Source organism: Pseudomonas sp. ML96, from assembly GCF_000761545.1.
Taxonomy (GTDB): Bacteria; Pseudomonadota; Gammaproteobacteria; order Pseudomonadales; family Pseudomonadaceae; genus Aquipseudomonas.
Window position 1 is genome coordinate 25818 of the sequence record NZ_JPMY01000004.1, and the last position, 13544, is coordinate 39361.

Genomic DNA, 13544 nt, shown 5'->3' on the forward strand with positions numbered 1-13544 from the left:
ATTAGCTCCTTAAACCTTTTCGCCGCGAGCGCGCAGCTCGGACAGAACTACGTCGATGCCGCGCTTGTCGATGATGCGCATGCCCTTGGCGGAAACGCGCAGACGCACGAAGCGCTTCTCGGACTCGACCCAGAAGCGATGGTGCTGCAGGTTCGGCAGGAAACGACGACGGGTTTTGTTGTTTGCGTGGGAAACGTTGTTCCCGGTTACCGGACCCTTACCGGTAACTTGACAGACTCTCGACATGCCTCAGCCCTCTAAACCACATGCCCAACCCGGCATGGGTTGGCCGCTTGAACTCAATAGTCATTTGGCGCTCAGCGCCACGTTTCTCAGGGGTCTTACCGGCTTTTTGCGTCGCCGCTTGACCGGGCCCCTAGAAAAGAGCGCTGCTTTATACCAGAACACCCAATCGCTCGCAAGAACGAGCCTACGCGAAAAATACCGTCCACGGCCAGAAACGGCGGCCTCTGGCGCCCTTCCGCGCTTGACCGCTCGTCGCCCCGCGCCGTTGTCTGCCGGCCCCCTTTGCTCTACGGTGTGACGCTCGTCGTCCGGAGGAACCCCGATGCGCCTAGCCGCCCTGCCCCTGCTGTTCGCCCCCCTGCTGAGCCAGGCCGCCACTCTCGCGGTGTGCACCGAGGCCAGCCCGGATGGTTTCGACGTGGTGCAGTACAACTCGCTGACCACCACCAACGCCTCCGCCGACGTACTGATGAACCGCCTGGTCGAGTACGACGCCGCGGCCGGCAAGCTGCTGCCCAGCCTGGCCGAGCGCTGGGAGGTGTCCGCTGACGGCCTGAGCTGGACCTTCCAGCTGCGCGCCGGGGTGAAGTTCCAGCGCACGGCCTGGTTCACCCCAAGCCGCGAACTGAACGCCGACGACGTGCTGTTCAGCTTCCAGCGCATGCTCGATGCCAGCCACCCCTGGCACAAGGTGGCCGCCAGCGGCTATCCGCATGCCCAGTCGATGCAGTGGCCGGCGCTGATCGAACGCGTCGAGGCGCCGACCCCGACTAGTGTGCGCTTCGTCCTCAAGCACCCGGACGCCACCTTCCTCGCCACCCTGAGCATGGGCTTCGCCTCCATCTATTCCGCCGAGTACGCCGCCCAGCTGCTGGCCGCCGGTACGCCGGAGAAGCTCAACAGCCAGCCGGTCGGCACCGGCCCGTTCATCCTCAAGCGCTTCCAGAAGGATGCGGCGATCCGCTACGTCGCCAACCCCGACTACTTCGCTGGCAAGCCCGGAGTCGACGGCTTGGTATTCGCCATCACCCCGGACGCCAACGTGCGCCTGCAGAAGCTCAAGCGCGGCGAATGCCAGATCGCCCTGTCGCCCAAGCCATTGGACGTGCAGGCCGCTCGCCAGGATGAGCGCCTGGCGATCAGCGAGACACCGGCCTTCATGACTGCCTTCGTCGCCCTGAACAGCCAGCACCCGCCACTGGACAAGCCGCAGGTGCGCCAGGCGATCAACCTGGCCTTCGACCGGGCCAGCTATCTGCAGGCCGTGTTCGAGGGCAGCGCCAGCGCCGCCAGCGGCCCGCTACCGACCAACAGCTGGGGCTACGCCGAGTTGCCGGGCTACCCGCATGATCCAGCACGGGCCAAGGCGCTGCTGGCCGAGGCCAGCCTGGCCGACGGCTTCAAGACCACGATCTGGACCCGCCCCTCCGGCAGCCTGCTCAACCCCAACCCGACCCTCGGCGCCCAGCTGCTGCAGGCCGACCTGGCCAAGATCGGCATCCAGGCCGAGATTCGCGTGATCGAGTGGGGCGAGCTGATCCGACGCGCCAAGGCCGGCGAGCATGACCTGCTGTTCATGGGTTGGGCCGGCGACAACGGCGACCCGGACAACTTCCTCACCCCGCAATTCGCCTGCGCCTCGGTCGAATCCGGGCTGAACTTCGCCCGCTATTGCGACCCACAACTGGACACGCTGATCGCCGAGGGCCGCGCCGGCGGCGACCAGGCCGCGCGCAGCGCGCTATACCGCCAGGCGCAAAGCATCATCGAGCAGCAGGCGCTGTGGTTGCCACTGGCCCACCCGACCGCCTACAGCCTGCTGCGCAAGGGCGTGACGGGCTACCAGGTCAGCCCCTTCGGCCGCCTCGATTTATCCAACGTCAAGCTGAACTAGACCCAGCCGTACTCAGCCATCGACAGCGGCTCGCCGTCGCCGACGATGAAGTGGTCGAGCACGCGCACCTCGATCATCCCGAGCGCCTCCTTGAGCCGCTCGGTGAGCAAACGATCGGCCTGGCTGGGCTCGGCGACGCCGGATGGGTGGTTGTGCACCAGGATGGCCGCTGCGGCGTTGTGCGCCAGGGCGCGCTTGACAACCTGCCGCGGATAGACGCTGGCGCCGTCGATGGAGCCGAAGAACAGCGCCTCGAAGCAGATCACCCGATGCTTGGCATCGAGAAACAGGCAGCCGAACACCTCGTGCGGCTCGTGGCGCAGGCGTGCCTTCAGGTAATCGCGTACCGCCTGCGGACTCTCCAGCGCCGAATCGCGGCGCAGCCGCTCGGCCAGGTGGCGGCGGCCCATCTCCAGCACCGCCTGCAGCTGGGCGAACTTGGCTGGACCCAGCCCCAGGTGCTGGCCGAAGGACTGCAGATCGGCCTCGAGCAGGGCGCGCAGGCTGCCAAAATCGGCCAGCAGATGGCGCGCCAGGTCCACCGCGCTCTTGCCGGCCACGCCGGTACGCAGAAAGATCGCCAGCAGCTCGGCATCGCTCAACGCCGCCGCTCCCAGCTCCAACAGTTTCTCCCGCGGCCGCTCCGCCGCGGGCCAGTCGCGAATACTCATCCAACCTCCTTGTCGAAAACCTGCCGGCAACCCTTGCCAGCCCCGTGCAGCCCGCTGTTCCGGCGCAGGCCCTGTGCTATCTTAGCCCGGTTTTTTCGCACGCCGACCGATCTGGGGAGGGAGGTCGCCGTGCTGCTATCCACACCACATTATTAAAGGCAGGCCTATGCAGCGGCTGTATCGGAAACGCATCGTCCTGGGCGTCGGCGGCGGCATCGCCGCCTACAAGAGCGCGGAGCTGGTCCGTCGCCTGCGCGACCAGGGTGCCGAAGTGCGAGTGGTGATGACCCGCGGCGGTCGTGAGTTCATCACCCCGCTGACCCTGCAGGCCCTCTCCGGCCACCCGGTGCACCTCGACCTGCTCGACCCGGCCGCCGAAGCCGCCATGGGCCATATCGAGCTGGCCAAGTGGGCCGATATGGTGCTGATCGCTCCGGCCACCGCCGACATCATGGCGCGCCTGACTCAGGGCGTCGCCGACGACCTGCTGAGCACCCTGGTACTAGCCACCGACGCCCAGGTCGCCCTGGCCCCGGCGATGAACCAGGCCATGTGGCGCGACGATGCCACCCAGGCCAACGCCCAGGCACTGGAAAAACGCGGCTATCGCCTGTTCGGCCCGGCCGCCGGCAGCCAGGCCTGCGGCGATGTCGGTCTGGGCCGCATGCTCGAAGCTGACGAGCTGGCCCAGCGCGCCGCCGACTGCTTCCAGTGGCAGGCGCTGACCGGCAAGCACGTGCTGATCACCGCCGGCCCGACCCAGGAAAACATCGACCCGGTGCGCTACATCACCAACCACAGCTCCGGCAAGATGGGCTTCGCCCTGGCCGAAGCCGCCGTGGAAGCTGGCGCCAAGGTGACCCTGGTGACCGGCCCGGTGCATCTGCCGACGCCTGACCGGGTCAACCGCATTGACGTGGTCAGCGCCCGCGACATGCTGGCCGCCTGCGAAGCCGCCATGCCCTGCGATCTGCTGATCGCCTCCGCCGCCGTCGCCGACTACCGCCCGGAAGTGGTGGCCACGCAGAAGATGAAGAAGGACCCCAACAGCGGTGACGGCCTGCTCCTGCAGCTGGTGCGCAACCCGGACATCCTCGCCACCATCGCCGGCCGCGCAGATCGCCCCTTCAGCGTGGGCTTCGCCGCAGAAACCGAGAATCTTCTCGACTATGCTGCGCGCAAGCTGAAGGACAAGAACCTCGACCTGATCGTCGCCAACGATGTGGCCAACCCGACCATCGGCTTCAACAGCGAAGAGAACGCCATCACCGTGATCGACCGCGAGCTGCAGGCGAGCGCCTTCGCCCAGACCAGCAAGAGCAAGATCGCCCGCCAGTTGGTGGCCTTCATCGCCGAGCGCCTCAACCGCGCCTGATTCATACGTCTACGGAACCCACCATGCACGCTCTGCAAGCCAAGATTCTCGACCCGCGCCTGGGCAGTGACTTCCCCCTGCCGCAGTACGCCACCCCTGGCTCCGCCGGCCTCGACCTGCGCGCCATGCTCAAACAAGACACCGTGCTCGAGCCGGGCCAGACCCTGCTGATCCCCACCGGCCTGTCCGTCTATATCGGCGACTCGGGCCTGGCCGCGCTGATCCTGCCACGCTCGGGCCTCGGCCATAAGCACGGCATCGTGCTCGGCAACCTGGTCGGCCTGATCGACTCCGACTACCAGGGCGAGCTGATGGTGTCGTGCTGGAACCGCGGCCAGACGCCGTTCACCATCGCCATCGGCGAGCGCATCGCCCAGCTGGTGCTGGTACCGGTGGTACAGGCCCACTTCGAGCTGGTCGAAGAGTTCGACGCCAGCCAGCGCGGCGCCGGCGGCTTCGGCCACTCCGGCAGCCACTGAGTCCGCCCATTCGGGAAGAATCGCCAGGGAGACGTTGCGTGAAATTCAAACGTGCAGCCAAGGATAACGACTCGCTCATCGCCAGCGCGCCGAGCAAAGCCACGCCCAAGAGCGGCAATGACCAAAAGGCCCTGGTGCCGGGCGCCATCGCCGCCATCGGCGGGCTGGCCCTGGCCGCCGCCCTGATCGGCTACAGCGTCAGCAACAGCGGCAACCAGCAGCAACAGCAGTTGATCGAAGCGTGGGGCAGCAGCCAGGCCGGCGCCCTGCAACAGGCCCAGCGCCAGCTGCAGGCCGACACCCTGGCCGCGGCTCAGGACCCGGCCCTGCTGGTCGCCCTGCAGAGCGGTGACCGCGGCCTGATCAGCACTGCCGAGCGCGGCCTGCAGCATTGGCAGGGCGTGGTCGATGCGCACATCAATCTGCCGGCTCGCGCCGCGCTGGATGTCGGCCGCAGCGGACCGATGAACTTCGCCGCGCTGGACATGTTGCGGCGCCTGGAGAACGGCCAGCAGCCACCGATCGAGGCCTATAAGATCGGCGAGCGCTGGCTGGCCTATAGCGCGGCGCCGCTGCGCACGCCGGGCAGCGAGCAGCTGCAGGGCACCCTGCTGCTGGTAGTCGACCTCGGCCGCCTGCTCGAAGCGCTGCCCGCACTGCCGGCGGAAGCCGGGCAAGTCCAGCTCAGCCAGCAGTTCGGCAACAGCGGTGCGCAGTTGCTGCTGCAGCGCGGCATCGCTGGCGATGACGCGGCGAAACGCTTCGATACCGGCAACCCGAACTGGCTGCTCGACTTCACCCCCGGCCCGAGCATGAGCAGCGCACCGCTGCCGCCGGCGATCCTGGCCATCGCCGCCCTGCTCGCGCTGGGCGGCGCCCTGCTCGGCCTGATGCTGACCCGCAATCACCTGCTCGGCCGCCTGCGTAGCGACGTACAACAACTCGCTGGCATGTTGCAGGAGCTTTCCAGCGGTAAGTCGGTCAAAGCCTTCAGCTTGCAGTTCGCTGCCCTCGACGGGCTGGCGCAGAGCCTGGCGCGCCTGCCGCGCCCCAAACAAGAAGCCTCGCGCAATGAGGCCGGCAGTCCCCAAGCAACTGCCCAAGCGGCAGCGGCCAAGCCCGCCCAGCTAGCGGACCCGCTGTTCCAGGCTACCGATATCCTCGATATCGACATTCTCGACGAAGACCAGGACCTCCTGGGATTGGAGCAACCATTCATGGATAGCGCCGTGCAACAGAACGTACAGACCCCACCCAAGCTTCCCGCCACCATCTTCCGCGCCTACGACATCCGTGGCGTGGTCGGCGATACCCTGACCGCGGAGGCCGCCTACTGGATCGGCCGCGCCATCGGCTCGGAGAGCCTGGCCAAGGGCGAGCCGAATGTCGCCGTCGGCCGTGACGGCCGCCTGTCCGGCCCGCAGCTGGTGCAACAGCTGATCCAGGGCCTGCTGGACTGTGGCTGCAACGTCACCGATGTCGGCATGGTGCCGACTCCGGTGCTGTATTTCGCCACCAACGTTCTGGAAGGCAAGTCCGGCGTGATGCTGACCGGCAGCCACAACCCGCCGGACTACAACGGCTTCAAGATCGTCATCGCCGGCGACACCCAGGCCAACGAGCAGATCCAGGCGCTGAAGACCCGCATCGACAACAACGACCTGGCCAGCGGCGTTGGCAGTGTCGAGCAGATCGACATCCTCGACCGCTACTTCAAGCAGATCCGTGACGACATCGCCATGGCCAAGCCGATCAAGGTAGTGGTCGACTGCGGCAACGGCGTGGCCGGGGTGATCGCGCCCAAGCTGATCGAGGCCCTGGGCTGCAGCGTGATCCCGCTGTTCTGCGAGGTGGACGGCAACTTCCCCAACCACCACCCGGACCCGGGCAAGCCGGAAAACCTGGAAGACCTGATCGCCCGCGTGAAGAGCGAAGGCGCCGACCTGGGCCTGGCCTTCGATGGCGACGGCGACCGCGTCGGCGTAGTGACCAACACCGGCACCATCGTCTATCCGGACCGCCTGATGATGCTGTTCGCCAAGGACGTGGTATCGCGCAACCCCGGCGCCGACATCATCTATGACGTCAAGTGCACCCGCCGCCTGGGCGCGCTGATCAGCGGCTATGGTGGCCGCCCGGTGATGTGGAAGACCGGCCACTCGCTGATCAAGAAGAAGATGAAGGAAACCGGCGCCCTGCTGGCCGGCGAAATGAGCGGCCACGTGTTCTTCAAGGAGCGCTGGTTCGGCTTCGACGACGGCATCTACAGCGCCGCGCGCCTGCTGGAGATCCTCAGCCAGGATCGCCGCGACGCCGAGCACGTGTTCTCTGCCTTCCCGCTGGACATCTCCACGCCGGAGATCAACGTCACCGTCACCGACGAGAGCAAGTTCCGCCTGATCGACCGCCTGCAGCGCGACGGCGTGTGGGGTGAGGCCAACCTGACCACCCTCGACGGCGTACGCGTCGACTATCCGAAGGGCTGGGGCCTGGTGCGCGCCTCCAACACCACGCCGGTGCTGGTACTGCGCTTCGAGGCGGAGACCGAGGAAGAGCTCACGCGGATCAAGGAAGTGTTCCGCGCCCAGCTGTACAACGTCGCCCCTGACCTCAATCTGCCGTTCTGATCTGCTTCGGAGTCCGTTCCACCATGACCCTCAATCGTGATGCCGCCACCAATGTCGCCAAGGTCCTGTCCGAAGCGCTGCCGTATATCCGTCGCTTCGTCGGCAAGACCCTGGTGATCAAGTACGGCGGCAACGCCATGGAGAGCGACGAGCTCAAGGAAGGCTTCGCCCGCGACATCGTGTTGATGAAGGCAGTCGGCATCAACCCGGTGGTGGTGCATGGTGGCGGCCCGCAGATCGGCGACCTGCTCAAGCGCCTGTCGATCGAGAGCCACTTCATCGACGGCATGCGCGTCACCGATGCGCAGACCATGGACGTGGTGGAGATGGTCCTCGGCGGCCAGGTCAACAAGGACATCGTCAACCTGATCAACCGCCACGGCGGCAGCGCCATCGGCCTGACCGGCAAGGACGCCGAGCTGATCCGCGCGAAGAAGCTCACCGTGACCCGCCAGACCCCGGAGATGACCCAGCCGGAGATCATCGACATCGGCCACGTCGGCGAAGTGGTCGGGGTGAATACCGAGCTGCTGAACATGCTGGTGAAGGGTGATTTCATTCCGGTGATCGCGCCAATCGGCGTCGGCACCGACGGCGAGTCCTACAACATCAACGCCGACCTGGTGGCCGGCAAGGTGGCCGAGGCGTTGAAGGCGGAGAAGCTGATGCTGCTGACCAACATCGCCGGCCTGATGGATAAGCAGGGCGAAGTGCTGACCGGCCTGACCACCGAGCAGGTCGACAGCCTGATCGCCGACGGCACCATCTATGGCGGCATGCTGCCGAAGATTCGTTGCGCTCTGGAGGCGGTACAGGGCGGAGTGACCAGCGCGCACATCATCGATGGCCGCGTGCCGAACGCGGTACTACTGGAGATCTTCACCGACAGCGGCGTGGGCACCCTGATCACCAACCGCAAGCGCCATCACTGATGGCGCCGCGCGGCGGGGTTACTCGCCGCGCAGCTTGATCAGCCGCTCGCGGTCTGCGGCAAACGAGGCCTGAGCATCGAGGCGGCCTTGCTGATAGCGCTGGATATCCTTTTCGATACCCGCCTGTTCGGCCTTGAGGTTATCGATCTGCACCAGCAGGTGCTCCGGCACCTGCCGACCGACCCGCTCATAATCGGCAGCCTGCCCCTGGAGATTGGCTTGCTGGGTGCGCAGCGAGTGCAGATTGCTCTGCGCCACGCTGATCACTCCATCCAGCTCCGCCAGCTTACGATCTCGCGCGCGATCCACATCCGATGGCTCGGAGTAGATACGCAAGAGCTGGGCATCCGACTTGGCCCGCGCCTTCTCTTCGGCCAACCGCTGACGCTCCTCGAGGCTGGGAGCCGGCGCAACGCTGCGCAGTACTCGACCATCGCTATCGAGCACCTCGTAGCCATTGGCGATGAACTCCGGAGGAACGCCCTGCCGGCTCAGCACCACCCTGCCCTGATTGTCCTTGTAACGATAGGACTCCGCGCCCTCATCCTGCGCGCTGGCAGCTGAAGCCATGTGAGGTAGTGCGGCGATTATCAGAACCAAGAGCTTTGCCGATCGGAGCATGGAGCGTTCCTTGTTCGAGTTCAGATGCCGTACTGCGCGCGGTAGGCCTCCACCGCCGGCAGGTGTTTCTTCAGCTCAGCATCTTCGGCCAGATAATCCAGCACCTGCTCCAGGGAAACAATACTGACCACCGGCATGCCGTAGTCACGTTCCACTTCCTGGATCGCCGACAGCTCGCCCTGGCCGCGCTCCTGGCGGTTCAGCGCGATCAGCACGCCGGCCGCCTGGGCGCCCTGGGCCTGGATGATCTGCATGACCTCACGGATCGCGGTGCCGGCGGTGATCACGTCGTCGACGATCATCACCCGCCCGGCCAGCGGCGCGCCGACCAGGGTGCCACCTTCGCCATGGTCCTTGGCTTCCTTGCGGTTGAAGCACCAGGGCAGGTCGCGCTCGTGCTGCTCGGCCAGCGCCACGGCAGTGGCGGCGGCCAGTGGGATGCCCTTGTAGGCCGGGCCGAACAGCACGTCGAAGTCGATACCGGCGTCCATCAGGGCGGACGCATAGAAACGTCCCAGCTTGGCCAGGGCCAGGCCGCTGCTGAACAGACCGGCATTGAAGAAGTAGGGGCTGGTACGCCCGGACTTGAGGGTGAACTCACCGAAACGCAGCACGCCGCGTTCGATGGCAAAACGGATGAATTCGCGTTGATACGCCTGCATGCAAAGCTCCGTAGGCACGGATTTAGCTATGAATTTAGCTAATGGGAATGAGCTCGGGTATCATACACGCAGGTGTTTTTGGGGGCCATTTATGCGGATCATCAGTGTGAACGTGAATGGTATTCAGGCCGCAGTCGAGCGAGGTTTGCTCAGCTGGCTGCAGGCCCAGAATGCCGACGTGATCTGCCTGCAGGATACAAGAGTCTCCTCCTTCGAACTGGACGATCCGGCCTATCAGCTGGATGGCTACTTTCTCTATGCGGCCGATGCCGAAGTGCCCGCTCAAGGTGGTGTGGCGCTCTACTCGCGCCTGCAACCCAAGGCGGTGATCCACGGCCTCGGTTTCGAGATGGCTGACCGTTACGGACGTTACCTGCAGGCCGATTTCGACAAGGTGAGCATTGCCACCCTGTTGCTGCCGTCCGGCCTGGGCGGCGACGAGAGCCTGAACCACAAGTTCAAGTTCATCGACGACTTCACGGCCTACCTGGACAAACAGCGCCGCAAGCGCCGCGAGTACATCTACTGCGGCTCGCTCTATGTGGCGCACCAGAAGCTGGACGTGAAGAACTGGCGCGACAGCCAGCAGCTCCCGGGTTTCCTGGCGCCTGAGCGTGCCTGGATGGATGAGGTGATCGGCAACATGGGCTATGTCGATGCCCTGCGCGAAGTCAGCCGCGAAGGCGACCAGTACAGCTGGTGGCCAGACAGCGAACAGGCCGAGCTGCTAAACCTCGGCTGGCGCTTCGACTACCAGCTGCTGACCCCGGGCATGCGCCGCATCGTGCGCAACGCCAAGCTGCCACGCCAGCCGCGCTTCTCCCAGCACGCACCGCTGATCGTCGACTACGACTGGCTGCTCAGCGTCTAAGCAGCCAGCCCGTCGTTCGTGGTCAGGCGCGCAATGCGCCCCAGGCCTTGCCTGCCACGCTGACCAGCACCAGCACCAGAGCGCCGACCAGCACGCCGAACAAGGCGTCGATCAGGGTCGGCGCCAGCACGGCCAGCACACCGCCGACAGCAGGCAGCGCCGCAAGCGGCTCGATCCAGTGATGGATCAGCTCGTGAGCGCCGGGAATGCCATGGGTCAGGATGCCGCCGCCAACCATGAACATGGCCGCGGTTCCCACCACCGACAGCACCTTCATCAGCCAGGGTGCCAGCCACAGGATGCAGCGCCCCAGGCTCTGCACCGCCGCGCTGGCGCGCTGACTGAGGTACAGGCCGGCGTCATCCAGCTTGACGATGCCGGCGACCAGGCCATAGACCCCGACCGTCATCAGCAGAGCAATGCCGGACAGCACGATGACCTGCTGCAGGAAGGCCTGTTCGGCCACCACGCCCAGGGTGATGGCGATGATCTCGGCGGAGAGGATGAAGTCGGTACGCACCGCGCCCTTGATCTTGTCACGCTCGAAGGTCTGCATGTCCACCGCCGGATCGGCCAGCGCCTGCACATGCTCGGCATGGTGCTGCTGATCTTCCTCCTTGCTGTGCAGATACTTGTGCGCAAGCTTCTCGAAGCCCTCGAAGCACAGGAACGCGCCACCGAGCATCAGCAACGGCGTGACCAGCCAGGGCGCAAAGGCACTGATCAGTAGCGCCGCCGGCACCAGGATCAGCTTGTTGATGAACGAGCCCTTGGCCACCGCCCAGACCACCGGCAGCTCGCGCTCGGCCTTGACCCCGGTGACCTGCTGCGCGTTCAGCGCCAGGTCGTCGCCCAGCACTCCAGCGGTCTTCTTCGCCGCCACTTTGGTCATCACCGAGACGTCGTCCAGCACACTGGCGATGTCGTCGAGCAGGGTTAACAGACTGGCTCCGGCCACTTCAGGCTTCCTTGTTCCTTAGGTTGCAGAAAAAGGCCCCGCATGCGGGGCCCAGGGATTATTTGATCAGTCGCCAACACAGCGGGTAGCGATAGCTGCGACCCTCGTTGGCCTTGATCCCGCCGATGATGGTGAGGATCAGCGCGGCCAGACCGAGCAGCGGCAGCAGCAGGAAACCGATCACCACCACCGCGAGCAGAATGCACACCAGCGCGGCGATGGAGACGGTGATGTGGAAGTTCAGCGCTTCCTTGCCCTGGTCGTCGACGAAGGGGTCGAGGTCGCGCTTGAGCTGCCAGATGATCAGCGGCCCGAGCAGATTTCCGAAGGGAATCAGCAGGCCGGCGAAGGCCGCGAAGTGGCAGAACATCGCCCATTGACGGGCTTCCGAACTCGGGGTGGGATTGACGCTCTGCTCTTCCATGGGGCTCTCCGCGACGGGTTGGGATCAGTCGGCCAGGCTGGCGCGCTGCAGCTCGAACAGCTCGCGCATGCCCTGTTGGGCCAGCGCCAGCATGGCATTGAGCTCTTCCGGCTGGAAGGGGGCGCCTTCGGCAGTGCCCTGAATCTCGATGAAGCCGCCACCATCGGTCATCACCACATTGAGATCGGTCTCGGCAGCGGAGTCCTCCAGGTAATCCAGGTCCAGCACCGGCTCACCCTGATAAATGCCCACGGAAACGGCGGCGACCATCTGCTTGAGCGGCTCGCCCTTCAGCCCGCCGCGCTTCTTCAGCACCTTAAGCGCATCAGCCACCGCCACCATGGCACCGGTGATGGAGGCGGTACGGGTGCCGCCGTCGGCCTGGATCACGTCGCAGTCGATATAGATGGTGTTCTCGCCCAGCTTGCTCATGTCCAACGCGGCGCGCAGCGAGCGACCGATCAGGCGCTGGATCTCCAAAGTGCGACCGCCCTGCTTGCCCTTGCTCGCCTCACGCTGATTACGATCGCCAGTGGCGCGTGGCAGCATGCCGTACTCGGCGGTCAGCCAGCCCTGGCCCTGGCCCTTGAGGAAACGCGGCACGCCGGACTCGATGCTGGCGGTGCAGATCACCTTGGTGTCGCCGAACTCGACCAGCACCGAACCCTCGGCGTGCTTGGTGTAGTTGCGGGTGATGCGCACGGAACGCAACTGGGTGGAAGCACGGCCGCTGGGACGTTTCATCTGCTGGTACCTGTAAGAAAGCGGAAATCTCGGGCACGCAACGCCCGACCTGCCGGCATTATAGGGCCGCTGCAGACGCCACGACACGCCAGATTGGGCCGGCGGTCGCACTGCGCTACAATCTCGCGCCTCATTCAACTTCCACGAGGTTCTCCACATGGTGCACAGCATGACCGCCTTCGCCCGCGTCGAGGGCGCCGAGGCCAACGGCACCCTGAGCTGGGAACTGCGCTCGGTCAACCACCGCTACCTGGAACCCCACCTGCGCCTGCCGGAAGCCTTCCGCGACCTCGAAGGCGCGGTGCGCGAAGCGCTGCGCCAAGGCCTGTCGCGCGGCAAGGTGGAATGCACCCTGCGCTTCGCCGAGGAGAATGCCGGCAAGAGCCTGCAGGTAGACGAGAACCGCGCTCGCCAGCTGGTCGCCGCCGCCGAACAGATCGCCGCGCTGATCCAGCAGCCAGCGCCGCTCAACCCTCTGGAAGTGCTGGCCTGGCCCGGCGTGCTGGTGGCCGACGCCAGCGACCCGCAGGCACTGAACGCTGCCGCACTCAAGCTGTTCGAGCAGGCCCTGGGCGAGCTGAAGAACGGCCGCGCCCGTGAAGGCGCCGAGCTGGCCAAACTGCTCAACGAGCGCCTGGACAACATCCTCGAAGAAGTCGCCGCCCTGCGCGTGCTGATCCCGGAGATGCTGGCCAACCAGCGCCAGAAGATCGAGACCCGCTTCGCCGAGATGCAGGCCGAGCTGGACCCGCAGCGCCTGGAGCAGGAGCTTGTGCTTCTTGCCCAGAAGAGCGATGTGGCCGAAGAGCTGGATCGCCTGAGCACCCACGTCACCGAGGTACGCCGCGTGCTCAAGGCCGGCGGTGCCGCTGGCCGCCGCCTGGACTTCCTCATGCAGGAACTCAACCGCGAGGCCAACACCCTCGGCTCCAAGGCCTTCGACCCGCGCAGCACCCAATCCGCCGTGACCCTGAAGGTCCTGATCGAGCAGATGCGCGAGCAGGTCCAGAACATCGAATAAGCCGCTAGGCTTGATCCAA

The 13544-nt window shown here is 65.6% G+C and carries 14 protein-coding genes; 7 read left to right on the forward strand and 7 right to left on the reverse strand.

Annotated features, from left to right (window positions below; translation table 11 throughout):
- Nucleotides 1-9: 9 nt before the first annotated feature.
- On the reverse strand, nucleotides 10-246 hold the full coding sequence (gene rpmB / locus IP89_RS03115; RefSeq protein WP_021702024.1) for a 50S ribosomal protein L28: 237 nt from the start codon (nucleotides 244-246) through the stop codon (nucleotides 10-12).
- A gap of 322 nt (nucleotides 247-568) precedes the next feature.
- Here rpmB and IP89_RS03120 point away from each other — a divergent pair, with 322 nt between their 5' ends.
- Nucleotides 569-2140 carry an ABC transporter substrate-binding protein gene (locus tag IP89_RS03120; protein ID WP_043307648.1) on the forward strand — a complete coding sequence of 524 codons (1572 nt, stop codon included), beginning with the start codon at nucleotides 569-571 and terminating at the stop codon, nucleotides 2138-2140.
- Here the strand turns inward: IP89_RS03120 and radC are convergent.
- Complete coding sequence (radC, locus tag IP89_RS03125; RefSeq protein ID WP_043307649.1) at nucleotides 2137-2811, reverse strand: DNA repair protein RadC; 675 nt, start codon at nucleotides 2809-2811, stop codon at nucleotides 2137-2139. The two genes, IP89_RS03120 and radC, sit on opposite strands and share 4 nt — an antisense overlap.
- Nucleotides 2812-2977: 166 nt before the next feature.
- On the opposite strand from radC, the gene coaBC reads away from it, so the two are divergent.
- The 4 genes from coaBC (at nucleotide 2978) to argB (ending at nucleotide 8224) form a co-directional block, all read left to right on the forward strand.
- Complete coding sequence (coaBC, locus tag IP89_RS03130) at nucleotides 2978-4186, forward strand: bifunctional phosphopantothenoylcysteine decarboxylase/phosphopantothenate--cysteine ligase CoaBC (RefSeq protein ID WP_043307650.1); 1209 nt, start codon at nucleotides 2978-2980, stop codon at nucleotides 4184-4186.
- Between the two features lie 23 nt (nucleotides 4187-4209).
- Nucleotides 4210-4665 (forward strand): dUTP diphosphatase, encoded by a 456-nt coding sequence (gene dut, locus IP89_RS03135; protein ID WP_043307651.1) that lies wholly within the window; start codon nucleotides 4210-4212, stop codon nucleotides 4663-4665.
- 1217 nt (nucleotides 4666-5882) lie between these two features.
- Nucleotides 5883-7292, forward strand: coding sequence for a phosphomannomutase/phosphoglucomutase (algC, locus tag IP89_RS23590; protein WP_218185983.1), 1410 nt, complete (start codon nucleotides 5883-5885; stop codon nucleotides 7290-7292).
- 23 nt (nucleotides 7293-7315) lie between these two features.
- Entirely contained in the window at nucleotides 7316-8224 is a 909-nt protein-coding gene (argB, locus tag IP89_RS03145) for an acetylglutamate kinase (protein WP_043307653.1), read from the forward strand.
- Nucleotides 8225-8242: 18 nt separating this feature from the next.
- On the opposite strand, the gene IP89_RS03150 is transcribed toward argB, so the two are convergent.
- Nucleotides 8243-8794, reverse strand: coding sequence for a DUF4124 domain-containing protein (locus IP89_RS03150; RefSeq protein ID WP_256203095.1), 552 nt, complete (start codon nucleotides 8792-8794; stop codon nucleotides 8243-8245).
- Nucleotides 8795-8865: 71 nt separating this feature from the next.
- Nucleotides 8866-9507: an orotate phosphoribosyltransferase gene (gene pyrE / locus IP89_RS03155; protein ID WP_043307655.1), complete on the reverse strand. Its 642-nt coding sequence runs from the start codon at nucleotides 9505-9507 to the stop codon at nucleotides 8866-8868.
- 91 nt (nucleotides 9508-9598) lie between these two features.
- On the opposite strand from pyrE, the gene IP89_RS03160 reads away from it, so the two are divergent.
- Nucleotides 9599-10378, forward strand: a complete 780-nt coding sequence (locus IP89_RS03160) for an exodeoxyribonuclease III (protein ID WP_043307656.1) — start codon at nucleotides 9599-9601, stop codon at nucleotides 10376-10378.
- A 22-nt stretch (nucleotides 10379-10400) separates the two neighbouring features.
- Here IP89_RS03160 and IP89_RS03165 read toward each other — a convergent pair whose 3' ends face one another.
- The 3 genes from IP89_RS03165 to rph are packed head-to-tail and all read right to left on the reverse strand — an operon-like array spanning nucleotide 10401 to nucleotide 12504.
- On the reverse strand, nucleotides 10401-11336 hold the full coding sequence (locus IP89_RS03165; protein ID WP_043307657.1) for a DUF808 domain-containing protein: 936 nt from the start codon (nucleotides 11334-11336) through the stop codon (nucleotides 10401-10403).
- Between the two features lie 58 nt (nucleotides 11337-11394).
- Nucleotides 11395-11760, reverse strand: a complete 366-nt coding sequence (locus IP89_RS03170) for a DUF4870 domain-containing protein (protein ID WP_043307658.1) — start codon at nucleotides 11758-11760, stop codon at nucleotides 11395-11397.
- Nucleotides 11761-11784: 24 nt separating this feature from the next.
- Complete coding sequence (rph, locus tag IP89_RS03175; protein WP_043307660.1) at nucleotides 11785-12504, reverse strand: ribonuclease PH; 720 nt, start codon at nucleotides 12502-12504, stop codon at nucleotides 11785-11787.
- Between the two features lie 157 nt (nucleotides 12505-12661).
- Between rph and IP89_RS03180 the strand changes: the two genes are divergently transcribed.
- Nucleotides 12662-13525: a YicC/YloC family endoribonuclease gene (locus tag IP89_RS03180; protein ID WP_043307661.1), complete on the forward strand. Its 864-nt coding sequence runs from the start codon at nucleotides 12662-12664 to the stop codon at nucleotides 13523-13525.
- Nucleotides 13526-13544: the final 19 nt, after the last annotated feature.